This window comes from Microcystis wesenbergii FACHB-1317, assembly GCF_014696875.1.
GTDB lineage: Bacteria > Cyanobacteriota > Cyanobacteriia > Cyanobacteriales > Microcystaceae > Microcystis > Microcystis wesenbergii_A.
In genome coordinates this window covers 26,248-53,178 of sequence record NZ_JACJQV010000192.1, presented here as the reverse complement: position 1 = coordinate 53,178, position 26,931 = coordinate 26,248, and the positions used below count along the sequence as shown (strand labels likewise).

Sequence of the window (26,931 nt, the reverse complement as noted above, 5' to 3'; positions counted from 1 at the left end):
ATATTGTCTGAAGCCGTTTTTTTGCGCTTCGTTTTTGAAGCAATTGTCAAACCGCCGACACCATCGGTCAAAGCATGGGGGCATCGCGGCTGGGGTTGTCTCTTTCATCGCTGCTCTTTCAACGTAAAGTGCTTATTCTTTAACGATTATACTCGATTTGATCTTTATTTAGCGTTTAAGTCCCACTAATACCTCAACCGCATCCCCATACAACCCATAACCTCGATAAAGATGCGCTAAAACTAACCCTGCTTCCTCTGGGGATAATTGCTGCTGTTGAACAGCTTTAACAGCATCTAAAACCGTTTTCTTCTTCTGTTCATCTAATACTGTAAACCCGACGTTTTCATCATCACGTCTAGAAGACGCACCATTATCAGCTTCTATGGTTACTCGATATCGCTTTCCTGCTTCCAGAGGAGGTTCACCAGGATAGACTATTTGAGTTTTATTTGTCTGCGTTTCCCAATTAACCCCATCTATTTTGATAGTATAATTAGTTGCACCCGGAACAGCATTCCACCGCAGTGAAGGACGATTGGTAATAATATTCGTTTGACGAGGAGTAATTAGGTAAGGTAATTTTGCTAAAACTTTCTCTTTATTTCCTGTTGGACGGAGGGTTGTATTATTACTATTGGGAAGTGAAATCACAGGATTTCCCCGAGGACAGCCACTAGAAACAATATACTTTCCTGTTTTAACCGTCCACTGCTTGAGATTACTACAATAAACCTTAACGGAAGCGTTAGCTGCCACTTCTAACTTATCATCAAAACTGAGGGTAAGTCCGACAGAAGCAGGAAGGGGTTTTTTCCATTGTGGTTTTTTAACGGTAACTTTCCCTTTTACCTGAAAAATCGTGTTAACTCCAACAGTGTTGCTAAAAGTCGCCGCCGGAAATCCTACCGTAATTAATATCAGGGAAATGGGGGTAAAGATTTTGAGAAATTTATTCATGGGTTGAATCACTTGAGGTTTGGCTTTAATTAGGTTCGTTGTTGAACTTTAGTCATAATCCGGTGCGCTGAAGCGCAACTATGAACTATTTCTTGACTGTTAATTTTATTGATACTAACTTATTTTTTCTATTTTATGTTGATTTATTATGGGGATGAACTAAATTCCATCGGAGTCCAATCACCAGAAATAATAAAACTTGCCCAGTAGAAGGGATGTTGATAGTTTTCACTCTTGAGCATTCCTAGTTGAATTTGCCGTAAAGCTTCACTGCGTCCTTCTCCTTTTTGTAAGCGTCCATAATAGGCCACCATTAAATCTTTAGTTGCATCATCAGATACTTTCGAAAGGCTAATTAATTGGCTTTCACTTCCTGCAATAACTAAAGCGCGGCGCAATCCATAAACTCCTTGACCGATTTTAATATCTCCTTTCCCCGTATCGCAAGCAGAAAGGACAACTAATTTGGTTCCCACTAGATTGAGTGCAGTAATTTCCAAAGCCGTGAGAACCCCATCATCTCCTGCACTTTGACCGATTGTAACTCCTGCTAAAACTAACCCAGAACGCAATAAAGGATTCTCAATAACATTCCTTTCTGGTTTAATAAAAAAACCATGAGTAGCGATGTGGAGAATATTCGGTTTTTTCACTTGCTTGACGGCGTTTTCTGTGGCTTGAGAACCAGTTAAAACAGTGGCTTGAGGTAAGATATTTTTAATCGCTTTAGCTTCTTCCTCTGTACCCGGAAGACCGGAAAAAGTAAACTCAGACAGGTAGATGGAACGAGTGATAGTGCTTTTTTTTCCTGCTTTATTGTAGAAAGGAGCAGCTACAATAAGCGGAGATTGTTGACTGGCAAATTTATCTTTAAGGCGCAGTAAATCCCGTCCAGAAGTGAGGTAAGTAATATGATAATTTTCCACTAAGTATTGATTATTTTTATCCACTAAAGCTTCAAAAGGAATTAAATTAAGTGCAGCGTCAGGAGAAAGCAGAATTGTTTTAGTATTGCCTAATAATTGACGGATAGGCTGCATCAATGTCTCATCAAGTTTACGCGCTGATTTTTGTAGTTGAGGGAGAGGAGTTTGTGCGTCTGCAAGATTGTCACGGAAGTAAATTAATTTGTCGTCAATCGGTTTAGCTTCCCCTAAATCCTTGGCTTTGATGTCACCATTGGGATAGAGAATATAAACAGCATAACGAGGATTGCCATAGCGTTTATTTTCAGGCGCTTTAGGATTAAAAGGTCGATAGCGGACTATTTCAACTAAAGCAGCATTGGCAGGAATTAACTTTTGAATACCTTCGAGGGTAATGGGTTGGGATAGGCTACTAAATCTGGCACTACGACGACCGATTTTATCCTCTATTTCTTTTGCTTTTGCGGTAACTTCGTTAAGTTGTTGACGGTAAATTTCTGGTGAGGGGATATCATCAGGCTTTTTAAAAGTCAGATTAGATAGTTGAGTCCGAACTTCAATCAGTTGAGTTAATAATTGTTGACTTTCGAGGTCATCAGTACGTTGTCGGAGAATTTGTAAGCTATTGGTTGCAACATCTAAAATTCGTCCTTTGCGTTCTAAGATAGTTTTCAATGCAAGACGGGTTGCTTCTGGGTTATTCGGTGCAGCTTGAAGATTGAGGGAAATCACCGAATTAGTCGTCCCTAAAACCTTTGCCATATAATCTTGTTTTTGCTTGTCATCTCCAATATTCAGGTTTTTTGAGAGGTTGTATTCTTCTACTGCAAGTCCTTGGTTGAGATAATTAATTGCTTGAGGAATATCATCTTGAGACCAGTAAAGTCCAGCCAAATTGTTGAGACTTTGTGCGGTATCGGGATGGTTGTCTCCTAATTGTTGTTTCCTGATAGTTAAGGCTTGTTTGTAGAGGGGTTCAGCTTCACTGTATCTTCCTTGGGATAGGTAAAGTTCTGCTAGGTTGTTGAGACTTTGAGCGACATCAGGATGGTTGTCTCCTAACTGTTGTTTCCTGATAGCTAAAGACTGTTGTAAAAGAGGTTTAGATTCACTGTATCTTCCTTGTGATAGGTAAAGTTCTGCTAGGTTGTTGAGACTTTGAGCGACATCAGGATGGTTGTCTCCTAACTGTTGTTTCCTGATAGCTAAAGACTGTTGTAAAAGAGGTTCAGCTTCACTGTATCTTCCTTGTGATAGGTAAAGTTCTGCTAGGTTGTTGAGACTTTGAGCGACATCAGGATGGTTGTCTCCTAACTGTTGTTTCCTGATAGCTAAAGACTGTTGTAAAAGAGGTTCAGCTTCACTGTATCTTCCTTGTGATAGGTAAAGTTCTGCTAGGTTGTTGAGACTTTGAGCGACATCAGGATGGTTGTCTCCTAACTGTTGTTTCCTGATAGCTAAAGACTGTTGTAAAAGAGGTTCAGCTTCACTTACTCCGACTTGATTTCTGACTCCATTAAGTGAAGCAAGCACTGAATTGAGTTGAGTCTGTGCTTCTGATAGTTGAGTCTGTGCTTCTAATAGTTGAGTCTGTGCTTGCTGTTTCTCTTCCCTTGCTATTTTGGACTCGTTTCGGGCATCTTGTGTGTTTTTGGTCGCTTCTGTAAATTGTTTCTCAACTTCTTGAACCTGTTGTTCTTTTGCTTTGATAGTGACTTGAGCTATTTCAGTAACTTGCTTTAGGTGCTTCTTTTCTGCAACTAAATTTTGATTAACTTGTTTCAATTTCTGTTCTGCTTCTAGCTGTAACTGTTTTGCTTTTTGTGCGTTTATGTCTGCCTGCTTTTTGTTAGTTTTAGTTTGCTCTAAACTGCGATTGAGACTGATTTTATCCTTATTAAGTTGGTCTTTATCTTGTTCAAGTTGTTTTTTTTCTCCCTCCGCTTCTTGTACATCCTGCCATGCTATTTTCAAATCATCTACCGCCTTTATCGAAATAGGAACGGCAATAGCAGCAATGGCAATAGCTCCCAATGCCCCCAACAAACTAAGCTTATTCCGTCGATTGGCTTTTTTGATGATTTTGTCGGATTCCTCCCTTGTTTCTAATAATGCTTGGTTCGCTGTTTCTAATTCTGTTTCCGCCTGTTCCCTCGCCGCCGTCAAAATCTGATTCGCTTCCGTTTCCGCCGCCAACCGCCTTTCCATATCCCGTTTTTCGACATCCTGGCTATCATCTAAAAAGCGTTCATCTTCTTTACTCAAGCGCTTTCCTTTTGCCCAAGTCTCCGCCTCCCGCAACGCCTGTCCCCGCAACAAAAACGACTCTTTCTGCTCTTCTTGTGCCTCCTGCCAAGCCTTAAACGCCTCCCCATAAAACCCCGGACGCAAATCCGCCAAAGCGCGAGCCACCCACTGCCCATTAAACACCTGCGCGTAGATGGGGTTATAGACTTTCAACCTGCCCTCTCGCTTCACCACCAAACCCGTCAGCCGCAGTTGCAGTTGCTCGTAGCTCTCATCGGCAATGATCCCCCCTTCCTTTCTGGATGAGAGAGGGGGGGGTTCAGCATCCAAAACTTGCTGATAAATCCCTAGCAGTCGCCCCCGTAGCCGTTCGTCACTGCGTAAAATCCTGTCTCGAATCGTTTTCAAATGCGGCGGCACGTCCTGCGCCTCCCAATTATCGATAAGCTGGCTCGTCACCACCTGCGCCACCAAATCTGGGGGCGATAGGCGCAAATCTGCCTCCTGCACTACCAAATTCAAGACCCGCTGCGTCAAAAACGGCTGTCCCCCCGTCCAATACAACACCGCTTGCAGCACCGCCTGCGGATCGTCCACCTTGCCCACCAAACCCTGCATCAACGGTTGAGCTTCCTGGAGTTGAAAGCCACTCATCTCCACCGCCCGACCGATATTAAACGCCAAACTATGCTTACTGACAATCAGATCGGAAGGTGTTGCCACCCCTAAAAACGCAAAAGTCAGCCGCCGATAACGCAGATCTTCCGCCCGCCGCTCAAAGAAAGAGCGAATCAGAATGAAAAAACCATCGGTATCAAACTTGAGACTGAGCAGGTTATCAATTTCTTCGACAAAAATGACGACATCTTGCGAGAGTTCTGCCAGCAATACGCGATCGATAAAATAAGTAAAGCGTTCGACCGCCGAAATCGACTGAGCCGCCAGATCCTTCCACCAACTCGAAAAATCGATTTTCTCTTGTAAATGCAAATCATCGATCAAGCGTTTTATGGTTCCGGCATACCACTGATCCTCGCTCAAACTGGTTCCCCGGGTTTGCGGGTCAATGACCGCACAAGCCACCCCCTCTGCCGCTAACTTCTGCATCACCCGCACCCGCAAACTAGACTTGCCCATCTGCCGCGAGTTAAAGACAAAACAATATTCTCCTGATTTCAGGCGATCGTACAATTCGCGATCGGCCTGTCGCTCTACATACCCACGATATTCGGCAGGTAAGCTCCCGCCTACTTGGTAGTTAAAAGAAGTCGAGGGAGTTGGGTTTGTCATCTGATACCAAGTTGCTAAAAATATGTCCCAGAAAACGGATTTCTTTAAGAAACCCGTTTTCTAAGAGGTTAGGCGATCGCGTAGCCCGTGTAACCGCGTACATCCGCCGGATGAAAAGCGAGGACAATATCCTGCCGGGGAACACCCGCCGCCACTAGCTCATGGGTTACTCCGTCTTCGGTTTCATCTCGTTGTACCCAGATTTTCTCGTTGATAATATCCAAATGAATTAAACAGCCATGCACGCGAGTTTTGCGATCCCATCCGAGCGTCATCAAAAGATAGCTATCTCGAACTTCATCAAAAATCGGCTTACAAATCAATTCGCCGTGAGAATAAGGGATTTCAGTATAAGGAATCAAAACCGATTTAATAATATGACGATACTGATCTAATTTTTCCATTGCGAAATGACCTCCTTTTCAGCATCAAAAACAATAAACTTGAGATTTTCATCTTCGATTAAAATTTGTCCGATTGGCTCTTCAAAAAATGAATTATAAATCACATCTCTAATCGCCAAATATAGTTTATAATCAGGATAAGAACGACGCAAAACAGCCCGATAGATCGCAAACTGTCCAATCGCATCACGACAGGCTTGTAATTCTGATTCCCCCAGAAAGCTTTTAACTTCTACAGCAATTTTTTGCTCCAATCGCTCTGCTAATATTAGCTTTTTAGCCCCCAAATCGACGTACATATCTTTTCGACCCCAACGGAGATGAAACGGATCGTGCGTGATCGTCCACCCATCTTTAATCAGGGCTTGCTTCGCAGCATTATGATACAGATCGAGAGCGGGCATAATGGACTAAGTTAGCATAAACGACTAGATAAATAGACAATAGACTGTAAAGTGTTTTTATTTAATTTCCTCCCAAGCGATCGCAAAAATACCGACGATAAAGATCACAGCGAGGTTTCACATTATTATCAACCCGCACCACTAATCCCATACTATCCAGTTTAAACGACTCCTCAGACCGCAAACGCACCGGCACTTCAGAAGTAATAACCAATTTCATGGCTGCCCCCAGTTCAGGATAATCTTCCAAAGTCTTCAGATGTCCCCGCAGATAATCGCTGTAAATTCCCGCTTCTGTGGGAGCCGTCCGCAAAAATTCCGCCAAAGAAAGATCCCCCGCTGCAATGTGATAGAGTGCCGAGCGCACCATGTAGGGATGCCCTCCAATTAACCCCATAAATTGTTCGAGTTCCCCCTCTGTCCAAGTTAATCCGTGCCGTGCTACCAACTCCTGTACCTGTTCAGGCGTAAACTCTCCCAATTCGATGGGCAACCCCACATTAAAAGGCGATTGATTGATATCCCGTTGGGCATAGGACTCTTGAGAATGGACGATGATCAGCCGCAATTTCTGCCACAGTTTTTTAATCTTGGAACTTTCATGCCAGCCGCGCAATAATCCGCATAAATCCGTCTCGATATCTGCGTATTTAAAGATGCGATCAAAGTTATCGATCGCCAACACTAACGGGCGATCGTCCCCCTCTAATAAATACTTCTCAAAATAATCCGTACTGTTATCGTTCGCTCCAAAAATATCATCCCAATACTCTTCAATCTTGACCCTTACTCCTAGTGGTTTACCCACCGACGCACAAAACCACTGCATGAACTTGTCGAGATCGTCAAAGAACTTTTGATTGGTCTGTTCCAGATCGATCGTTACCGCACGATAGCCTAGTTGAGATGCTTGGGCAAGTACCTTCGCCATCAGGGACGATTTGCCCATATTGTGGGGCGATTTAATCCGAATCAGGGAGCCAGGCTTTTGAATTTCCTCATAGCACCGTTCTTCGTAAGGGGAAGTAATATAAAAGCGAGAGTCAATGCTAACTTGTCCTTCTGGAGATTCCAAGCTAATTTCCTGTTGTATCTTGTCTGGAGTAACTGTTGGCTTGAGGGGTTCCGATTGCGTTGGCATCTCAGTGGCTTTTGCGGATTGTTGCGGCTCTGGCAAGACAGTAGGCTGTTTATCAGTTAACACTGTCGCCATTTCCATTGCCGCGTGGCGAATCCCCTTAGCAATATTTAAAAACGCCTCACCCCGATTACTCCAAGTCGTCACAGGCTTGGCATTTTTTGGCAAAGCTTGCAACTTACCAAAAGGCGCACCACTCCAATCCACCGGCTTCAAAATAATCGGAATCACCCGCGCCTCCCCCGCATCATGGCGTGCGATCGCCCGTTCCATTTCAAGATCATAACAGTAGTCAGAAGCGATAAAGTTTTCACTAATCAACAACAGAATAATCTCGGCTGAATTGAGATTTTCATCAATGGCTTGTTTCCACTCTGTTCCAGCACTAATTTTGCGATCGTGCCATGATTTAATCACTCCCTGTCTTTGTAATGACGCGAGGTGAAGTCCCAAAGTTTCCCGCAGTTTCTCATCCCGGTGAGAGTAAGAAATAAATACATCGAGCGGTGTGGATGATATGTCTGGATTAGGTAAAATCATGGCTCTCAGTTTTAAGATTTCAGAAACCGGTTTTTTTCAAACTATTGATTTCAGAAAACGGGTTTTTTGAAAAAACCCGTTTTCTCGTCTAACTTGTTATACTATACTACTACAACTTAAAACCTCACCATTCTCTAATCTTCCCTATGGGGTTGGAGACAAGCTTTGCACCCTGACTGAAGGAGTAATTTCCCACTTCCGCTCGCAACTATAGAATTAGCTATAATAAAATTACCACAGGTATCATCTTCATATTTCTGGAAACTATATGACCTTAAAACAATTAGACCGAATTACTTTTAACTCCAAAATTATGGCAGGTCAAGCCTGTATTCGAGGAATGCGTATTCCTGTTTCTTTAATTCTTAATCTACTTGCTAACGAAAAGCCGATAGAGGAAATCTTAGAGGAATACCCTGACCTAGAAAGAGAAGATATTCACCAATGTTTATTATATGCTTCTTGGTTAGCCAGAGAACAAGTTCATCATTTTGAATTAATCGAGCAATGGAGATAGAGTTTCTAGCCGATATGGGGATTTCTCTGCGTACAGTCTCATGGTTAAGAGAACAAGGTTATGATGTCGTTCATCTTCGAGATGAAGGCTTACAAACTTTATCTGATCAGGAAATTCTTGCCAAAGCAAAAAGAGAAAAGCGGATAATTTTAACTGTCGATCTAGATTTTTCTCAACTTCTCGCTATTAGTGGTGATAATTTACCAAGTGTCATCCTATTCCGTTTAGGCAATGAAAACTACAATCTAATTAATCAGCGTTTAACTATAGTTTTACGAGATTGTACAAAAGCATTAAAGACGGGAGCAATTGTGTCAGTAACAGATCGTATTTTTCGGATTAGACTTTTACCAATTTAAGATTTTTGCTTTATAGCGTTCATGGAGTCTTCCCGTTAATTCCATCTTAAATATTGTGTTCCAAAAGCGAACACCTTTATTATTGAGTACAAATTATAACATTGGCAAATAATCTCCCTGTCCTCTGTGTCTCTGTGGTTAATTACACTTCGTTTCTGAATAGTCACCAATAATTATAGGTTCTTTGTTGGGAATTTTGACAATAATTTCGACAGTTCCACCTAAGGCGTTAACTACTTCGCGCAGTGTATTTAGCTCTAGATTTTGCTCTTGTTTAAGTTTAGGTACTATTGATTGCTGTACTTCAAGATACTTTGCCAATTCTGATAAAGATAAACCTAGTTTTTCCTGCAAATACTTAAGCGTAAGTTCCTCCAGATAAATTTGGGAAGCTCTTGCTTTAATAATTGCTTGTCGTTCTCCACAAAGTTTATTAAATTCTTCCGAGAAGTTGGTATATTCTTTCATGACTTTTCTTCCTTAAGTTTTTCCAGATATTTTTGATAACGTTGATCTGCTATAGGAATATTTTCTTTGTACCATCTTTTGTTACCTGACTTGTTCCCCCCAACAAGTAAAATTGCTTGTCGATGAGGATCAAAGGCAAATAAAACACGCCAAGGTTCACCTTTATACTGAATACGAAGCTCTTTCATATTCTTAAAAGAAGCTCCTTCAATGGTATCAACTCGTGGTCTCCCCAGTGCTGGTCCAAGTTTCATCAATACAGTTAAAACAGCAAATATTTCATTTTGAAGTCCCTGTTCTTGTTGATAAAACCAGAACCTAAAATCTGGATCAAATATAATATTCTATTCCATAACTATAATATAGTCTGTACATAAAATAATGTCAAGCTTTCAGTTAAACATTCGGCTCTCTTGCCATCATCATTATAAATTATAACATCGGTGAATAATCTCTGTGTTCTTTGTGTCTCTGTGGTTAATTCCCCTCGATAATCTCCGTACCTCGCTCCAACTTGAAAATGCTATAATAAAAGTAACCTATTATCACTAAGGAACCTTTAATCATGACTAACTTAAACAATTATTCAACCTCTAACACATCCGAAGAGCCTGAGTTATCAATGGAAGAACTCGATGCTAAATGGGATGCACTAGAAAATGACCCAGAATTTCGCAAAAAACCTTTTTGGCAAAGAATTGTTGAGATTGGTAAAGTTGTTCCCCAATCAGAATGGCGAAAACACTTACCTACAGACTTTGCGCGTAATTTTGAACATTATATGTACGGCGCACCGAGAGAAGATGAGGAAAAATAACAAACACAGAACTAACGTCAATTCAAAGTTATAATATATGTAGTAAACCAATCCCACTAAATGATTATGAATCCCCCAAACAATCCCACTCGCACAGAAGAAATTCCGACAATAGAGGAACTTCCGACAATAGCTGAATTACAAGCAAAATTCGCTCAACTTCAAGCTGATCCCGAATTCCGCAAAAAACCTTTTTGGCAAAGAATTGCAGAAATTGGCGCACTTGTTCCCCAGTCAGAATGGCGAAAACACTTACCTACAGACTTTGCGCGTAATTTTGAACACTATATGTACGGCGCACCAAGAGAAGATGAGGAAGAATGAGAAAAATTTTCTTAGATACATCCTATTTGCAAGCACTCGCTGATTATAGAGACAATCTCCATGAACTTGCCACACTAATGACAGTAAGACTAGGAAAATTTACAGGAATTACTAGCGAAATGATTTTGACAGAATTACTTAACGCATTGTCAGGAAGAGGAGATTATCTACGCCAATCTGCTATTAACTTAACCAACGATTTGAAAAACGATTCTAGTATAGAAATCATTCCCCAAACCAGTGAACAATTTCAGCAGGCTTTTGATTTTTATCAAAGACGCTTAGATAAAGGTTACAGCTTAACTGATTGTGCTTCCATGCAGATTATGAGACAACTGGAAATCAATGAAATCTTAACCTTTGATAAGCATTTTCAGCAAGAAGGATTTAGCGCATTACTCAGAGAATAGTCACTAAACTTTACTTCACTTTAATTTTTTCCTCGCTTCATATAACCATTGTTCTTCCTCTGTATTAATTATCCTCCCTTCGGCTAATTTAAGACATTTACGCCAATTTTCCTGAGACAATTTCTTGTCTTGTTTTTCTAAAAGTTGAGCATAAATACAAAAAGCAGCACCGGGATTGCGGATAAATTTCTGATAAGCTGGATTTTCAGCGATACCAATAGCAACTAAAAGATTAGGAACTGCATCTTCACTGCGATTTTGCTTAAATCTGGCCCAGCCTAGATTTTTATAAATACTATATTTTTGTACTGCTAAATTGCGTTTCTCCTCTTCAGTAAATTGGTCTAGTTTTTCATCTTTTTCTGCTAATAATCTCTTGGCTTTTTCCAGTAACTCTACTGCTTCTGCATTCTTATTATCGCGCAGATACCAATAAGCGAGATTATTATAAGCATCTATAAAACCACCTTTTGCCGCGATTAAATAGTGTTTCTTCCCATTAGTCAAATCCTGTAACTCTTCATAAAGTGTTGCTAACTTATAATGAGCATCTAGATTATCTGGATCTAACTCAATCGCTTTTAAATACTTCTCTTCGGCTGAAGCTAAATTAGGAAATTCTTGACTTGCTGGCGGAGGAGATTGTAAACGGTTGCCTTCTTGCTTATAAAACTCAGAAAACCAAGAGAAATTTAGATAAATTCCCAAGAGAAAAGCAAAGACTATTACTGTTACAGAAAACTGTATTTCTTCATACCAATGTTCAGCAATCCTAAGAAATTTCATTAACTTAACAAAACCCTTCTGGCGCGTCCGTGTGAGAGCATTTTCAGTTTGTAATAAAGAAATGAAAGTCGAAAAAATAACACCCCCTATTTCTGGCAAACCTGAACCACCACTAAGAAACCGAGTAGCAATCGTTCCGATTAATGTAAAATTAACCCCTAATAAAACCAGTTTACCGATTCTCAATAGCCAATCAAAGCGATTGCAAGGATGCAGAGATTCCCTACTTTCTAAATGCCACCACCAAGCTTGAGCAGAAATAGGTAAAGTCTCCCGATATTCAGCTAAGTCAAGAACTTGAGTAATTTTGTAACTTTTCTGTTTTAATCTATTATCTTGTTCGATTAAGTTTGACGACATATCAACCGAAATTTCCGCCTCAGCTTCCATTTGTTTATTAAGAGCATCTCTGGCGGCAATAATTTCTAAAGCCTCTGCTTTTTTCAGAGATTTATTATGAGAAGTATCTAAATAATTTAGAGCATTCTGGTAACGCTCTAAAGCAACTTGAAAGGGTGTCGGCACAGGTGCAGGAGAATTCATATTATACAATCCTAAAAGTTTAGTTTCTTTCACTGTTTGAGGGTAAAAAATACTCCAGCAAAACTGGCTGATGATACTAAATCCTGTTTAAAAAGTATAGGAAAGTGGGAAGATGGGGCAAAAAACCAAAGAAATTAGGAACCATAGGTCCCTAATTCCTGTAGTATATGCCATTGTATGTAACGGGCTTGGAGAGACTCGAACTCCCGACCTTGTGGTCCGTAGCCACACGCTCTAATCCACTAAGCTACAAGCCCTTGTTTTTCTCAACAGTAAACTACTATAGCACAGGTTCATTCAATGACGCAAGAGGGTAAAGAAAAATTATCTCATCTCGACAGCCAAGGCGAGGCCCGGATGGTGGATGTATCGGAGAAAATGCCCACTAAACGCACTGCTATCGCCCTAGGACAAGTGAGAATGCTAAAAACGACTTTTGAAGCCATAGAACAGGGAAATGCGCCTAAAGGTGACGTTTTAGGGACGGCCAGACTAGCGGGAATTATGGCGGCCAAACAAACTTCCTCCTTAATTCCCCTTTGCCATCCCTTACCCCTGCAAAAAATCAATGTTCAGATTATCCCGAAAGCAGAGTTACCCGGTTACGAAATTCGGGCAGAAGTGGTGACAAAATCGGAAACCGGTGTAGAAATGGAGGCTTTAACGGCGGTATCTGTGGCAGCCTTGACTTTATACGATATGGCCAAAGCGTTAGAAAAATCAATCCTGATTGAAAATATCCGTCTGCTGAGTAAAACAGGAGGGAAATCAGATTATCATCAGGATTCCCTGTTGCGATGAAAACCCGGGTGCATCTCACATTTGCAGAAATACCGACAATCAGCAATTATCAGTGACTCTTAAATTATTACAGATGGGTCAGCGGCTGCGTGTAAGCATCCCACCGAAAAACTAATGCGCGGGGGGTTTGGGGGGTAGAACCCCCCAAAGGCTTGGATTGAGTGGTAAAATCGGAAGTAATGACCGATTTTAGCCGAGAGTGTCCCCGTAAAAATCCCAACTTGGTAGATTGACAAAAATGAGATGCAGCCTAAAAAACCTAAGTAACCCCTTCTAATTTTTCATCGGTCAATTGATATAATTCCTGTAATTTCTCTAATTTGTCGGGGTCTGCTTGCCAAAAACCGCGACCCTGTGCTTCTAACATTCTACCGACAATATTACGGAAAGCTTCGGGATTAGCTTGACGCAATTTTTCCGCCATTTCTGCATCAAAAGCGTAGGTATCGGCTGCCTGATCATACACCCAATCGTCACTAAAATTAGCCGTACCGCCCCAACCAATTAAAGCGGTCATTCTTTGGGAGATTTCGTAGGCCCCACCGGAACCTTGATTAACCATGGCATTAGCCCATTTAGGATTGAGTAATTTACTGCGGTATTCTAAGCGCAAAACCTCCTCTAATTTGCGGGGAGTTGTATCATTGGAAAAACTCTCAACAAAACTCGTCATCACCCGTTTACCGCTTTGTTTTTCTGCGGCTAATTTTAATCCTCCTGTATTGCCGTAGTATTCCTGAATATCGGTTAAACCGTATTCTACCGAGTCAATTTCTTGGATAATACTTTCACTGGTTTTTAATAACTGTTGTAGCACTTCTGGTCGCGCTTGTCCCTTATCTTGACGACCATAACTAAAAACATTACGCTTTTCCCAAGTTTTCGCTAATTCGTTGTCATTGTCCCAATTTCCCTCCACTACTTGGTCATTAACTAAAGAGCCAAAATCCCCGGCAGGATTGGAAAATAAACGAGCGCTGGCATTGTCAATTCCTTGACTTTTTAAGGCTAAATAGTGCTTACGGATATAATTATCATTTTCCGATTCTTCTATCTCGGCTGCCCGCTGCATTAAATCATCCAATAACTCGATAATATTGATAAAAGTATCCCGAAAAATTCCCGATAAATTAGCCAGAATATCGATGCGCGGGTGTCCAATTTCCCCTAGAGGTTTTAATTCATACCTGACAATTCTTCCTGTCCCCTCTTTTACCGGTTCCGCACCGACTAATTCTAAGAGAATACCCAAGGATTCACCCTTAGTTTTAATCACATCTAATCCCCAGAGTAAACCCGCTACGGTTTCGGGATATTTTCCTTTTTCGGTTAGGTTTTGTTCTAGGAGTTTTTTGGCGATTTCTCGTCCGCGGGTGTAGGCTGCTGGGGAAGGCATCCGGTAGGGGTCTAAAGCGTGTATATTGCGTCCTGTGGGCAAAACTCCCGCACCATCCCGGAGTAAATCACCCCCTGGCGCTGGTGGTACATATTCCCCATTTAATCCCCGCAAAAGATTAGTTAATTCTTCGCTATTTTGTCCTAATAAATTTTTAATAGCAATGCCTTCTTTAACCTTTTCATTGGTTGCTTCGTCAGCGATAATTTGCTGAAATTCTCGCTCAGATAAATCGGTGAAATAAGCATCAAGATAACCTTTTAATTCTTCCTGATTAGGAGCAGTTCCTAGGGTGTGTAAACCCGAAGAAAATAGTCTTTGTTCGACGATTTGTAGGTAATTATACACCTTGACAAAATAATCGGTTAGTGCATAGCGGCTAAATAATTTGGCATTTTCTAAAGTGAATTCTATTCCCTGTTTTTCTGCTTCCAGAAAAGGACAATCTTTAGAGATACCTGTATCAATAATCTTTTGGAGGATACTATCTCTTAAAGCGTAATTTTTCTCAGGATTTTCTCGAAACTCTGCAATCAAATCTCGTAAAATCATCAATTCTTTATATAATCCCGCTCGTCCGTAGGGAGGCACATTATGGGAAATTAACACCCCATAGCCGCGACGTTTGGCTAGGATAGATTCCGAGGGATTATTAGCGGCATAAATATATAAATTCGGTAAATCTCCTAATAAAATATCTGACCAAGAATAACCAGTATTTCCTAGGGGTGAACCGGGCAGCCATTCGACGGTTCCGTGCATACCAAAATGAACGAGCGCATCGGTCTTAAAATCTTTTTGTAACCACTGATAAAAGGCTGCATACTGAGGGTGAGGAGTTAAATCTTTTTCAAACATTAACCGCATCGGATCCCCAGCAATTCCTAAAGGTGGCTGGACTCCAATCCAGATATTACCTAACTCAATTCCCCCTAAATGATAATGGTCGCCAATGGTTTTTATCCCCGCATCTTTCAGAGATTTCCAGTGTTTTTCAATGCGAGAAGTTAACAGATAACCTAGCCAATTTTCTAAAGTTTCTATCGATAAACGATTTTGTTTACAGAGATTTTCATCATCGGCAAACTTAACTTTTTGAATAATTTCTTCCCCGTCTTCGGGAATCGTTCCCAGATTATAACCCTGCGCTTCTAAAGCTTGTAAAAACTTAACCAAACTCCGGGGAACATTTAACAAAGCTGCCGTACCAACTGCACCATAACCCGGGGGAAATCCATAGAGAATGATGGCTATTTTGCGTTCTTGCGGAGGGGTTTTATGTAACTTAATCCAACTATTCAAACGTCCAGTTAAACGCTGTAATCTTTCGGGGATTAAATAGATAGTTTCCCCCACTAATCCCCCCAGAGGAATTGTATCAATTGCCCCATCTAATTCCGGTAAAGCGTATAGAACCACACTCTGTAAACCACCGATTCCCTGTCTTGTCCAAGAATAAATATCTTGAATCAATAAAGGGGCAGCGATAAGATAAGGAATATTTTTAGCCGACAGAATTCGTTTAGCCACTTCTACCTGTCTTCCTGCTTCCATAGAACCCGCAGGACCCCCCACCAAAGGAAAGCCAATCGTCGAGACAATTGCATCTACTGTCACCGCATCTTCACTTAAAGAAGGAGTTTCAATGATTCCTTTTTTTCTTTGCTGAATTTCGTAGTCTGTGGTTAACCAATCCCGAACAATTGTATGACCTTCCACTCCGTTAATAAACACGGGTAGGGGAATTAAATTAGCCGTTTCAAAATGACGGATTAATTGATTAATATAGGGTAGTTTACTGATAACGTGCTTCCGATAAAGCAGCAGGGCAACCACTGGTTTATCAAGGGATTTATTTTTTTTATACCAAGCTAAATATTCTTGGGGAGTGAGAAAATAACCCTGATAATCGGGGTGTAATAGTCCCTTATTGGGAGTTTCGATAACTTCGGGTATTTCCTGTACTTTTAATCCTAGATATTTTTGGGCAATTACCCAACACATAGCGGCAACATTTTCCGTTCCTCCCGCATTCCAATAACCGTAAATAATTAACCAATTACGCAGATCTTGAACTTTTTTAGCGGGAATAAATTTCAGCAGTTTCGGTCCAGTTTTGAGGAAACTGAGATAACCGGCTAACTTATCTTCTTCCTTGCCACTGGAAAATTTACTCAAGATAAATTGAATTGGTTTTGGCATTCCTTTTGGTTTATCCCCGATGGCAAATTCTCCCAAACGGGTTAAACTCATTAACTCTAAAGCAGACTCAAAAACTAAGCGAATCGGAATCTGTGCCGCTCGTTGCCGCAGCCAAGTAACTTGATCGTAATCGAAGATCAAACTAGCAAAAAAAACGTCGGCAGTGGCTAAAGCTTGCTCGACTATTTCCGGTTCGCTAGTCAAGGATTTATCGCTGAATACTTTTACTTCTAAATCGGGACATTTAGAACTAGCTAACTGGGCCGATTGCCGATATAAATTGGTGTTAAAGGTTTCAAAGCCAACAATTAAAACAATGCTTTTCATAAGAATTTATTTTCTGATAAATCAGGGTGCGTTATTTTGCCTTAACACACCCCCTGAAATGATCATAACAACAAATTAATAATAACTGCCGGATTTGCGATGATGGATGGCGGTTAAACCTTGGTGTAAAACCTTGCCTTTTTCTGCGATCGCATAAATCAACCAATGATCACCGCACTCCATTCGTTGTCCCACCCGACATTCCAGATAAGCGAGCGCTTCGGCCAAAATCGGCCCACCGTTCTCAGCTTTAGTGGTTTCGATATTAGCGAAACGATCTTCTCCTGGAGTAAAACGTTTGAGAAAATGCTTCATTAAAGCTATATGTTGTCCTTCTTGCCGGATATTAAGGACAAAATGGATATAAAGTGGGTAGAGTCGATGGGAGGTATTATCAGCAATTCTCATTTTAAGGTTTCATGACATTAAAACCCTTGCACCTAGAGGGGTTAAAATTCTTAACGAATCTCTAGATCGCTGAAACAAGGCAAAATCGTTTCAAAATGAGAATTGCTGCCACTATCTCACCTGCATCGGTCTAACACCCCCTTAATAAGACTTATAGCAGAGAACGAGTTGGTTAGGACAACCTAAATCGCTAAAATTCAGTTCTGGCAAGGATTTTCCTTCTGCCTTCTGCCCGCTGCTATAATAGCGCACTGTGCGGTTTAATCACCTCAATCAGGAGTCAGGAGACGATGCCAAATCAAATTATACTTCATCTTTATGAGAAACGCTGTAAGCTGTAATAATTAAGAGACATCTTAAAAAAAGTCAGAAACCCTTCTGTTCCCTGTTCCGGAGTTCCCTTGTCTCTAAAGTTAACTTTATTTTTAACTAGGTACTTAGAATGAAAAATGAAATATTAAATCTAGAATTTTCTCCCGATGTTCTTGCCGCTTTAAAAATAGGAATTGATGAACTCGGTCAAGAAATTAAACTTCTGGCCGCTATTTATTATTTTCAAGAAAAGCGACTTTCTTTAGGAAAAGCGGCGGAATTAGCGAGAATTAATCGCCTAGAATTTATGGATATTTTGTCTAAAAAAGGGATTGTATTGTTCGATTATGACGAATCGGCGTTAGCGGTTGAATTAAAGGGAATAGAAAAACTGGAGCCTGATGATTGTAAGTAACGCTACTCCCCTCATCGCTTTTGCGCGAATTGGTCAACTCGGTCTTTTACAAGAAATAGTTAAAAGCATCGTTATTCCTAAGGCAGTAGCTCTTGAAATCAGCACTTACGATCAAGACAAAACTGGCTCGATCGATCTATTACGAGAACAGTGGATTTCTGTCCGAGAAATCGCCTCTCAACAGCAGGTTTCCTTACTATTACCGACTCTAGATCGAGGAGAATCAGAAGTCATCGTCCTTGCACTAGAACAAAAAGCCTCTTTAGTGCTTATCGATGAATTAGCTGCTCGTCAGGTGTGTAAATCTCTCAATATTCCAATTACAGGTTCGATCGGTATTTTAATTAAAGCAAAACAGTTGGGAAAGATCGCTGCAGTCAAACCTTACATAGAAACGATGCAACAACAAGGCATATACTACAGCCAGAAATTTATTGATCTTGTTTTACAAACAGTAGCAGAAGGATAGGGGAGAGTATTGTTCACTTTCGGGATCAGCTGAAACCCTTGTTTTTTGCGATCCCTTGACCGTCACCATGAGTTAATAATAACTGCCGGATTTGCGATGATGGATGGCGGTTAAACCCTGGTGTAAAACCTTGCCTTTTTCTGCGATCGCATAAAGCAGCCAATGATCACCGCACTCCATTCGTTGTTCTACCCGACATTCCAGATAAGCGAGCGCTTCGGCCAGAATCGGCCCACCGTTCTCAGCTTTAGTGGTTTCGATATTAGCAAAACGATCTTCTCCGGGGGAAAAAGGTTTAAGAAAATGCTTCATTAAAGCCAAATGTTCACCTTCTTGGAGGATATTAAGGACAAAAGGCGTACCGCTATAAAGCAGAGACTCGATCGCTCGTTCTTTCGCCACGGCAATAGTCAATCCGGGGGGTGTGAACGTCGCTTGCGATACCCAAGAGGCTAACATGGCGCCGCGCAATTCTCCCAATTCGCAGGTGACGATACAGAGAGAACCCACCAAACGGCCCAAAGCCTGCGATCGCCGATCGCTTTGGGATTGGTTAACATTAGTTTTCGGTTGTCTGCTTTTGCGAGCTTTTTTGACTGCTTGAGCGAAATCGGTTCCTGCTTCCTCACAGGTCTTTAAAATTGCCTCCGTGGGTTTAAATTTAACCCGAATTGGCTCAAAACCGAAGCGATAACCGCCATCCCGGAATTTACCTTCTAAAAGATCGACCGCTTCCCCACTCCAACCGTAGGAGCCAAAAACTCCCACCAGCTTGCTTTTATCGCCATTTGCTAGGGTAATCCCCAAGGCGGTTTGGATGGGAGTCGGTGCGTGTCCTCCCAAAGTGGGGGAACCAAAGATAAAACCGACACTTTTTTCGATCGCCGTTTTGATCTCGTCCGGTTCAGCGAACTCGGCATTAATCGCCGTGACTGCTACTCCCGCTTTCGTGATCCCCATGGCGATCGCTTGAGCGAGGGTGGTGGTGTTGCCGTAGGCACTGGCATAAATCAGGGCGATTGTCAACTCTTGATACTTTTGTACTGCTAACCATTGTTGATAGGAAAGGGTCAATTCGTGCATCGCGTAACGCACCAGAGGACCGTGACCAACAGCATAAAATAAGGGCGATTTAGCGGCTAATTTCTCCAAAGCGTTGCTAATTTGGCTGGCATAGGGAGCCATGAGACAATCAAAATAATAACGCCGATCTTCGTTATAAACGCTCCAACCCTCATCAAAAATTTGGTCGCCACAAACGTGCGCTCCGAACAATTTATCGGTGTAGAGAATATCGGTTTTACTGTCGTAGGTACAGAGTTGATCGGGAAATCGGGGGTTAGGAGTGGGGATAAATTCTAATTGATGATTTGCTCCTAAATTTAATATTTCTTCCCCCTTGACAACGAACAGATTTAATGCTTCGGTTTCGAGAATTTTTTTCAGGGAAATTGCCCCCGGATTGGAACAAACAAAAGTGACTTGAGGAGCGATTTCTAAAAGTGCCTTGAGGGTGACGGCACGATTGGGGTTAACATGACCGAGGATAATATAATCAATAGTTTTCGGATCGATTCTTTTAGTTAAAGCCTCTAAAAATATAGCCGAGAATGATTCGCCTGGTGGATCAAAAAGAGCGACCTTTTCACTTTTAATTAGATAACTATTGGCAGTGGTTCCCTTTTGTAATCCGTATTCGATCTCGAATTTTAACCGGTCCCAAGTGCGGGAACGAAAGACAAAAGTATCGACGGCGATCGGTGCTACTTGTACATCTCTCGGTTTGACAATTGCATTATTCATAATTTTAGTTACCAGTTATCAGTTAATTAGTCAAGTAGTTAAGCGGCAACTTGAGGCTGTGATCATTTTTTACTAGGCAAGTTTGGCATCAAAGTCAACACTTGATTTTTAACTAAATACAGCCTTTTATCGCTGGGGACGAGTGGGAAAATTTATAGGTTATCTTGCCAGCCGGAAGGACATCAATATCTAAAGTACACTATCTCTGGGAAGAAACCTAGCTTCTGGCAATTTGTTCGCGGGTAACAATACTCCTCTGGGGGGATTTGCCAGTCTATTGAGAAATTCTAAAGGGAAGGTGATCCCCAGAAGCGAGGTGCTAGTCTGAGGAAAACCCTGCTCTCTCCCTATCAGGCAAAGTTTTTATGAGCTATCAGCACTCGTCTTTTGACTGCACTAGCGCCAATTTTGAGAAAGCCGCTTTGACTCATTTTCGCGCTCTTGTGGCTTTTTTACCCGATAATTGCCGTGTTTACCGACAAACTTGGGAATTTTCTACGGTTCTCTGTCTCGATTTTCTAGCCTGTTTGCAGGGACTAGCAATCACTCGTCAAAATTTCGCCCATCTAGTTAATGTGACACAAGAACTGGGTTTAGGTCAAGCAATTATTTTGAAAGTAGGCAATAAAATCGTTGAGTGGCATCGTTTAAGCTAAAATCTCAATTTTCGACAATCCCAACAGTCTAGAAAAAAATCGGCTCTCTGTGTTCTTTGTGTCTCTGTGGTTTATAACTACCTCTTGCCTGTCCTAACCAAGAAGTTAATTTTGTCCTATCTAGAACTGTTTAAGTTGAGAAAAAGCACCGATAATTTGACCAAGGCTAATACCACCATCATTAGTGGGAACAGTTTGCTGCCAGTAGGGTTGAAATCCCGAAGCTTGTAGGCGATTAATTGTTCTTTCCGTCAGATAACGATTTTGAAAACAGCCTCCCGTCAGGAGAATTTTTTCTCTGCCTATTTTCTGAGCAATTTCTACAATAATCTCACTTAAACTATTATGAAATTTAGCGGCAATTATGCCGATTTGTACTTGTTTTTCTAAATCCTCAACAACTCCTAAAATTAGCTGATTCCAATCAATAACTATGGGTGAGTCAGCTGATAAAGAAAAATTATAATATTCCTCCGTTTTAATGCCCTCAAGGGCAAATTCTAACTGCATTGCTGCCTGTCCCTCAAAACTTAATTGATAACATAAACCTAGAATCGCCGCCACACCATCAAACAAACGCCCGACACTAGAAGTTAAAGGACAATTAATTTTTTTGGTTAACATTTGCCTAAAAATAGACCATTCCTGTTCACTAAAAGCTGATTTTATCCTATCAGTATTTTCCATAACTTCTAGTAATCCTAAAGCCACTCGTCTGGGTTCTTTAACCGCTTTTTCTCCTCCCGGTAATAGCCAGGGTTTAAAATGGGCGACTCGCTGCCAAGAATCGGCAGCAATATGGATAAACTCTCCCCCCCAAATTGTGCCGTCTAAACCGTATCCTGTTCCATCCCAAGCAACCCCTAAAACCGGAGGTCGTAGCTGATGTTCTGCCATGCAGGATAAAACGTGAGCGTAATGGTGTTGAATGGGAATAACGGGCAAATTTAAGCTATAAGCGTACTTGGTCGCTAGATATTCAGGATGAGCATCACAGGCAATAACTTCGGGTGCAAACTCGTATAATTTTTTTAAACTATCGAGGATATTTTCAAAATGATTGACAGCCTTAACCGTATCTAAATCGCCGATATGTTGACTGATAAAAACTTGATTTTTTTGGTAGATAGCCACGGTATTTTTAAAATAACTTCCCACAGCCAAAATCGGGGGAAAATCTCCATCATTAACTTTAATGGGAAAGGGAGCATATCCCCGCGCTCGCCGCAAAATCATCGCTTTTCCTGCCATTTCCCTGATAATAGAGTCATCCACCGGTCGAACTATGGGACGATTATGAACTAGAAATAAATCGGCAATTGTTCCTAATTTTTTTAAAGCTTCTTTTTCCTCAATACAGATAGGTTCATCGGCTAGATTACCACTGGTTGCTACAATAGGAAAGCCTAATTCTGCTAATAAAAGATGGTGTAGGGGAGTATAGGGTAACATGACTCCTAGATAGGGATTATCCGGAGAAACGCCAGCAGAAAGATAATTTTTTCGCTGTTTGATCAGGACGATTGCCGCAGCAGAAGACTGCAATAATTGCGATTCTAAAGAAGAGACATAACCATGCTTTTTCACTAACTCAAGATTAGGATACATCACGGCAAAAGGCTTATCCGGTCGCTGTTTACGTTGTCGCAATTTTTGCACTGCTTCCGTATTTCTTGCATCGACAACCAGGTGAAATCCTCCTAATCCTTTGATCGCCATAATTTTTCCCTGTTCAATTGCTCTAGCAGTGGCGATTAAAGCTTGATCTTTTTCCGCTAATACAGAGCCTTGACTGTCTAAAAGACTAATTTGGGGTCCGCAACGAGGACAGGCATTCGGTTGGGCATGAAAACGGCGATCTAGAGGGTTTTCGTATTCCCTTTGACATTCGGGACACTGATTAAAACCCCTCATGGTTGTGGCACTGCGATCATAGGGTAAACTCTCGATAATACTGTAGCGAGGACCGCAGTTAGTGCAGTTAGTAAAAGGATAGCGATAACGACGATTATTGGGGTCAAAAATATCGGCTAAACAATCGGGACAAGTGGCTAAATCGGGCAGAACAATTGTATTTTTTTCACCGCCGCTGCTATGACGTATGCTAAAGTTTTGATAACCGATAGAATTTAACCATTGAGTCTCAATATTTTCAATTAGCGATCGAGGTGGTTTTTCTAAAGATAATCGAGTCAAAAAAGTTTCTAGTTTTTCTCGATTGCCCTCAACTTCAATAAAAACTCCCGCTGCTGTATTATTCACCCAACCCGTTAGGTTTAATTCCGTTGCTAATCGATAAACAAAAGGACGAAAACCGACTCCTTGTACTGCTCCGCGCACAATTAAAGCTAATCGCTGATCGGACTGAATGCTCTGATTATTCATAAAAATTTAACGGGGAAATCATCAAATTCATCCCTGATTACTTTTCCCGTTATACTAAACTTTCACTAATCACCCGACAGCATTCTTCCACACTTGCCCTTTTTTCCATAGCTATCACTAAAGCTTGGTAGGCAGTCTGTTGTTTTTCTAAAAGAGTTTTTGCCTGTAATAAACTCCAACGCTCTTTTTGGGCATAATTATTCTCAGGAACCCCCGCTAATTTTAAGGCCGATTGCAGATAAAATCGATCGCTTTCTCCCCCTGCTGCTTTACCATAAACTAAGGTTTCGGCAGCAATTCCCGCCATCCACACCGTAGAAATTCGCTCTAAAAAAGCGGGAAAATCAGTAAAGTTCTTGACTTTTTGCTCTAAATCTGCTATGTCAAATTGAACACCGCCGACTCCCTCCTGGCCTTGACGAAAGGCTTCCCAGGCGGTCAAACTATAACTGGCGATCGGAATGCCTAAAATATAAGCGGTGAGAAAATGTCCGGCTTCGTGGTGAATAACTCTTTGACGGTGTTTACTGGGAGAAAGAGCATCCAGTAGTAAAGTCACGCCCCGGTTATTAAAGGTGAGAGTATCAACGGTAACTAATCCCAAGAGGCTAAAAGTAGCTAAAGCGGGGACAAAAGGCGAAATAGACAGCAAAGGGGTGACAAATACGGAAAGAGTGATCGAAAAAACGGTAATCGCGATCAGATTTAAAGCTGTCTGTTCCATAAAAATTAATAAAAATATACAAATGCTTAATACTATGTTACATTCCTTAGTTTTATTTTCCCCGAATCAACCAACCAATTACCCCACCCACAAAAGCAGTCACAATCGATATACCGATCTGTTTCCAGTTTTTTACTTCCCCAATTTTTTCGGCTAAATCGGGAATTTTTCCCACGGATGCCTCGATGAGTTGCACTCTTTCATTTAAACCCGTGATTTTTGCGTCTAAAGTCCTGATTTCTCCCTTAATTTCCGTCTGTCCTATCTCTAGGACTTGAATTTCTCTTTTGATCTCTCCGATGCTATTCTCGATCGCTTTTTGTCCATTCTCCAAAGAGGTTAAACGAGTTTCGATCGCTTTTTGTCCACTCTCCAGAGAGGTTAAACGAGTTTCGATCGCTTTTTGTCCACTCTCCAAAGAGGTTAAACGAGTTTCGATCGCTTTTTGTCCATTGATAATCAAATCTTCTAACCTTTTTAGGTCATTTTCCGTAAAAGCCGTCATCAGCTAAACTCCTAATAGATTAATTTTTTCTCGTCTTGAGATTGAGTCGATCGTTGACTAATTTAATTATGGAGTCAAAATCAAGCTGTTACCCATTGATAGTTCTAGGTTCGACGCAGCAATAGGGTATTTAGGGTGATAAGGAAATTTCCGCTAAATCCCCCATCTCCCCACTTCCCCTTTGCCATAAATAAACATTATTGTTTTCCTGTATCGATAACTTTTATTGATGAATATCGATCGCACTATCCAAGAGGCAATAGGGATTTAGGGTGATAAGGAAATTTCCGCTAAATCCTCCACTTCCCCTTTGCCATAAATAAACATTATTGTTTTCCTGTATGGATAACTTTTATTGATGAATATCGATCGCACTATCCAACTAGCTCATCAATTAGCGGACGCGTCTGGAGAGATTATCCGGCGCTATTTTCGGCAGCCTCATCTAGAAACCGAAACCAAACTCGATCAAGTTTCCTCAATAGTAACAATCGCCGATCAAGAAGCTGAGGAGGCGATGGTGGCGATTATTCGGCGAGAATTGCCTGAAGATGGGGTTATTAGGGAAGAAGGAGCCAATATTCCCTCCCAAAGTGGTCGTTATTGGGTGTTAGATCCGATCGATGGCACATCCTCTTTTGTCAAAGGATTACCGATTTTTGGGACTTTAATCGGCCTAGTGGCAGAAAATCAACCGATTTTAGGAATTGTCGATCAACCGATTTTAGGCGATCGCTGGTTAGGAGTGAAGGGAAAAGGGAGTCTTTATAATAACCAGATGATTGTTAATCCCTACTGTCAAGATCAAGAACTTGCCTTAAAAAATGCTTGTTTAGCCTCCACCACTCCCTTAATGTTTATCACAGAACGACAACAAGCGATCGCTCGTCAGATGCAAACCGTCTGTAAACGTACCGCTTTTGGGGGTGATTGTTATAACTATATGATGTTAGCCACTGGCTGCACTGCCATGCCGATGGTAATCCTAGAATCAGACCTGAAATACTACGATTTTTGTGCTTTAATCCCGATTATTGAAGGTGCGGGCGGAATAATTAGCGATTGGTCTGGTAATCCCCTACAAGCTGATTCTAGCGAAGTTTTAGCCGTCTCTAATTCGGGTTTATGGCAGCAGGTTTTAGAACAAATCAGCAGAGTGGGTTAGTGCCAATACTAAGATAATTAAGGCTGGCTGAATAAATCTAAAAACCTTGTTGGGTAAGACTTTTAGACTTTTTGTCAATCAAAAAGTACCAGTTATGGGAGTGATCGTGGGAAAATTACGGGACTTTTTCTCTGAAAATTAGGTAATTGACCAGATGGGAATCAGTAAAAACCTACACCCCACACCCCCCCGATGTCGGGGGGGCAGGGGGGGTCACACCCTGTCCCCACAAAAAACTTTTTCAGCAGACCCTAATTAATCAACAGCTAACCCACCCCTGCGGCAATTAAACGGTGGCTAATTGAGGTTGGGGACGTTTGCTGTTACGGATACCTTCGATCGCTGCTGCGTAATCAGGGGCATTAAATACCGCCGAACCTGCTACGATCGCATTAGCACCCGCTTCGAGAACTTGCCAAGTATTAGCCGGTTTTAAGCCGCCATCCACTTCAATCCAGGGATCCAAGCCTTTTTCATCGCACATTTGGCGTAATTGAAGGATTTTGGGGACAACTTCCGGGATAAAACTCTGGCCACCAAAACCGGGGTTAACGCTCATAATTAGGACTAAATCGCATAAATGCAGCACATATTCGATTAAATCTAAGGGAGTGGAGGGATTTAATACCACACCCGCTTGTTTACCGAGTTCGCGAATTTGGCAAAGAGTACGATGGAGGTGGGGAGAAGCATTATGTTCAGCGTGAACAGAAATAATGTCAGCACCTGCTTTCGCAAAGTCAGCCACATATTTTTCCGGTTCCACGATCATTAAATGCACATCTAAAGGTTTTTTCGTATAGGGACGAATAGCGGAGACAATCAGGGGTCCAATGGTGATATTCGGGACAAAACGACCATCCATCACATCAACGTGAATCCAATCGGCTCCTGCCTTATCCACAGCCTCGATATCGGCTCCTAATTTACTAAAATCCGCCGATAGGATCGAGGGAGAGACAACGATCGACTTCGAGCTTCCGTTTTGGGTCATGGCTAACTATAGAATTTCGTGTTTATATTTTCGTAACAATCTTATCAGCAATCAGTGATCAGTGATCAGTGATCAGTTATCAGTTATCAGTTATCAGTTATCAGTTATCAGTTCACTGAGAAAACACCCTACACCCTACACCCCACACCCCACACCCTACACCCCACACCCTACACCCTACACCCCACACCCCACACCCCACCTGCCCCCCCGATGTCGGGGGGGTTGGGGGGGTC

23 protein-coding genes, 1 tRNA gene and 2 pseudogenes are annotated in these 26,931 nt (G+C 41.5%); 10 read left to right on the top strand and 16 right to left on the bottom strand.

Annotation, left to right across the window (positions count from 1 at the left end; genetic code table 11):
- Window positions 1-177 precede the first annotated feature (177 nt).
- The 5 genes and pseudogenes from H6F92_RS19285 to H6F92_RS19265 form a co-directional block, all read right to left on the bottom strand.
- A pseudogene (locus tag H6F92_RS19285) lies at window positions 178-960 on the bottom strand (tetratricopeptide repeat protein); the annotation flags it as partial.
- 146 nt (window positions 961-1,106) lie between these two features.
- On the bottom strand, window positions 1,107-5,423 hold the full coding sequence (locus tag H6F92_RS19280) for a tetratricopeptide repeat protein (RefSeq protein WP_190359123.1): 4,317 nt from the start codon (window positions 5,421-5,423) through the stop codon (window positions 1,107-1,109).
- Between the two features lie 68 nt (window positions 5,424-5,491).
- Complete coding sequence (locus H6F92_RS19275) at window positions 5,492-5,827, bottom strand: XisI protein (protein ID WP_012268273.1); 336 nt, start codon at window positions 5,825-5,827, stop codon at window positions 5,492-5,494.
- Window positions 5,815-6,231, bottom strand: a complete 417-nt coding sequence (locus H6F92_RS19270) for an element excision factor XisH family protein (protein WP_185240762.1) — start codon at window positions 6,229-6,231, stop codon at window positions 5,815-5,817. Before H6F92_RS19270 ends, H6F92_RS19275 begins: the two co-directional genes overlap by 13 nt.
- Before the next feature lie 61 nt (window positions 6,232-6,292).
- On the bottom strand, window positions 6,293-7,909 hold the full coding sequence (locus H6F92_RS19265; protein ID WP_190359122.1) for an AAA-like domain-containing protein: 1,617 nt from the start codon (window positions 7,907-7,909) through the stop codon (window positions 6,293-6,295).
- Between the two features lie 268 nt (window positions 7,910-8,177).
- Between H6F92_RS19265 and H6F92_RS19260 the strand changes: the two genes are divergently transcribed.
- Both H6F92_RS19260 and H6F92_RS19255 read left to right on the top strand, forming a co-directional pair.
- Entirely contained in the window at window positions 8,178-8,426 is a 249-nt protein-coding gene (locus H6F92_RS19260) for a DUF433 domain-containing protein (RefSeq protein WP_002743172.1), read from the top strand.
- Complete coding sequence (locus H6F92_RS19255) at window positions 8,417-8,785, top strand: DUF5615 family PIN-like protein (RefSeq protein WP_002766989.1); 369 nt, start codon at window positions 8,417-8,419, stop codon at window positions 8,783-8,785. The genes H6F92_RS19260 and H6F92_RS19255 overlap by 10 nt, the downstream gene beginning before the upstream one ends.
- Before the next feature lie 138 nt (window positions 8,786-8,923).
- On the opposite strand, the gene H6F92_RS19250 is transcribed toward H6F92_RS19255, so the two are convergent.
- Together H6F92_RS19250 and H6F92_RS19245 are read right to left on the bottom strand one after the other, a co-directional pair.
- On the bottom strand, window positions 8,924-9,253 hold the full coding sequence (locus H6F92_RS19250) for a helix-turn-helix transcriptional regulator (protein ID WP_125731189.1): 330 nt from the start codon (window positions 9,251-9,253) through the stop codon (window positions 8,924-8,926).
- Window positions 9,250-9,591: a type II toxin-antitoxin system RelE/ParE family toxin gene (locus H6F92_RS19245; protein WP_258012284.1), complete on the bottom strand. Its 342-nt coding sequence runs from the start codon at window positions 9,589-9,591 to the stop codon at window positions 9,250-9,252. Before H6F92_RS19245 ends, H6F92_RS19250 begins: the two co-directional genes overlap by 4 nt.
- Before the next feature lie 227 nt (window positions 9,592-9,818).
- Here H6F92_RS19245 and H6F92_RS19240 point away from each other — a divergent pair, with 227 nt between their 5' ends.
- The 3 genes from H6F92_RS19240 to H6F92_RS19230 are packed head-to-tail and all read left to right on the top strand — an operon-like array spanning window position 9,819 to window position 10,804.
- The gene (locus tag H6F92_RS19240; protein WP_190359121.1) at window positions 9,819-10,070 is read left to right on the top strand and encodes a hypothetical protein; all 252 of its coding nucleotides are present in this window, start codon (window positions 9,819-9,821) and stop codon (window positions 10,068-10,070) included.
- Window positions 10,071-10,130: 60 nt separating this feature from the next.
- Complete coding sequence (locus H6F92_RS19235) at window positions 10,131-10,394, top strand: hypothetical protein (RefSeq protein WP_002766985.1); 264 nt, start codon at window positions 10,131-10,133, stop codon at window positions 10,392-10,394.
- A complete protein-coding gene (locus tag H6F92_RS19230; RefSeq protein WP_002766983.1) occupies window positions 10,391-10,804 on the top strand; it encodes a type II toxin-antitoxin system VapC family toxin in 414 nt (137 codons plus the stop codon). The genes H6F92_RS19235 and H6F92_RS19230 overlap by 4 nt, the downstream gene beginning before the upstream one ends.
- Before the next feature lie 15 nt (window positions 10,805-10,819).
- Here H6F92_RS19230 and H6F92_RS19225 read toward each other — a convergent pair whose 3' ends face one another.
- Both H6F92_RS19225 and H6F92_RS19220 read right to left on the bottom strand, forming a co-directional pair.
- Complete coding sequence (locus tag H6F92_RS19225; protein WP_190359124.1) at window positions 10,820-12,133, bottom strand: tetratricopeptide repeat protein; 1,314 nt, start codon at window positions 12,131-12,133, stop codon at window positions 10,820-10,822.
- A 183-nt stretch (window positions 12,134-12,316) separates the two neighbouring features.
- Window positions 12,317-12,390 (bottom strand) — tRNA-Arg (locus tag H6F92_RS19220).
- Window positions 12,391-12,433: 43 nt separating this feature from the next.
- Here H6F92_RS19220 and moaC point away from each other — a divergent pair.
- Window positions 12,434-12,934 (top strand): cyclic pyranopterin monophosphate synthase MoaC, encoded by a 501-nt coding sequence (gene moaC / locus H6F92_RS19215; protein ID WP_108936523.1) that lies wholly within the window; start codon window positions 12,434-12,436, stop codon window positions 12,932-12,934.
- A gap of 259 nt (window positions 12,935-13,193) precedes the next feature.
- On the opposite strand, the gene bchH is transcribed toward moaC, so the two are convergent.
- Both bchH and H6F92_RS19205 read right to left on the bottom strand, forming a co-directional pair.
- On the bottom strand, window positions 13,194-16,859 hold the full coding sequence (bchH, locus tag H6F92_RS19210) for a magnesium chelatase subunit H (protein WP_190359120.1): 3,666 nt from the start codon (window positions 16,857-16,859) through the stop codon (window positions 13,194-13,196).
- Between the two features lie 75 nt (window positions 16,860-16,934).
- A pseudogene (locus tag H6F92_RS19205) lies at window positions 16,935-17,216 on the bottom strand (flavin reductase family protein); the annotation flags it as partial.
- 493 nt (window positions 17,217-17,709) lie between these two features.
- Between H6F92_RS19205 and H6F92_RS19200 the strand changes: the two are divergent.
- Complete coding sequence (locus H6F92_RS19200; RefSeq protein WP_002754799.1) at window positions 17,710-17,994, top strand: UPF0175 family protein; 285 nt, start codon at window positions 17,710-17,712, stop codon at window positions 17,992-17,994.
- On the top strand, window positions 17,981-18,463 hold the full coding sequence (locus H6F92_RS19195) for a PIN domain-containing protein (protein ID WP_002766976.1): 483 nt from the start codon (window positions 17,981-17,983) through the stop codon (window positions 18,461-18,463). The genes H6F92_RS19200 and H6F92_RS19195 overlap by 14 nt, the downstream gene beginning before the upstream one ends.
- Before the next feature lie 72 nt (window positions 18,464-18,535).
- Here the strand turns inward: H6F92_RS19195 and H6F92_RS19190 are convergent, their stop codons facing one another.
- Window positions 18,536-20,266, bottom strand: a complete 1,731-nt coding sequence (locus H6F92_RS19190; protein WP_190359118.1) for a diflavin flavoprotein — start codon at window positions 20,264-20,266, stop codon at window positions 18,536-18,538.
- 365 nt (window positions 20,267-20,631) lie between these two features.
- Here H6F92_RS19190 and H6F92_RS19185 point away from each other — a divergent pair, with 365 nt between their 5' ends.
- On the top strand, window positions 20,632-20,922 hold the full coding sequence (locus H6F92_RS19185) for a hypothetical protein (protein WP_190359117.1): 291 nt from the start codon (window positions 20,632-20,634) through the stop codon (window positions 20,920-20,922).
- 120 nt (window positions 20,923-21,042) lie between these two features.
- Here the strand turns inward: H6F92_RS19185 and hypF are convergent, their stop codons facing one another.
- Genes hypF through H6F92_RS19170 form a run of 3 tightly spaced genes read right to left on the bottom strand, consistent with a single transcriptional unit; the run spans window position 21,043 to window position 24,536 of the window.
- Window positions 21,043-23,307 (bottom strand): carbamoyltransferase HypF, encoded by a 2,265-nt coding sequence (gene hypF, locus H6F92_RS19180; protein WP_190359116.1) that lies wholly within the window; start codon window positions 23,305-23,307, stop codon window positions 21,043-21,045.
- A gap of 49 nt (window positions 23,308-23,356) precedes the next feature.
- Window positions 23,357-24,031 (bottom strand): ATP-dependent Zn protease, encoded by a 675-nt coding sequence (locus H6F92_RS19175; RefSeq protein WP_190359115.1) that lies wholly within the window; start codon window positions 24,029-24,031, stop codon window positions 23,357-23,359.
- Between the two features lie 52 nt (window positions 24,032-24,083).
- Window positions 24,084-24,536, bottom strand: coding sequence for a coiled-coil domain-containing protein (locus H6F92_RS19170; protein WP_190359114.1), 453 nt, complete (start codon window positions 24,534-24,536; stop codon window positions 24,084-24,086).
- 358 nt (window positions 24,537-24,894) lie between these two features.
- Between H6F92_RS19170 and hisN the strand changes: the two genes are divergently transcribed.
- Window positions 24,895-25,701 carry a histidinol-phosphatase gene (hisN, locus tag H6F92_RS19165; RefSeq protein ID WP_190359113.1) on the top strand — a complete coding sequence of 269 codons (807 nt, stop codon included), beginning with the start codon at window positions 24,895-24,897 and terminating at the stop codon, window positions 25,699-25,701.
- Between the two features lie 286 nt (window positions 25,702-25,987).
- On the opposite strand, the gene rpe is transcribed toward hisN, so the two are convergent.
- Complete coding sequence (gene rpe / locus H6F92_RS19160) at window positions 25,988-26,695, bottom strand: ribulose-phosphate 3-epimerase (protein WP_190359112.1); 708 nt, start codon at window positions 26,693-26,695, stop codon at window positions 25,988-25,990.
- Window positions 26,696-26,931: the final 236 nt, after the last annotated feature.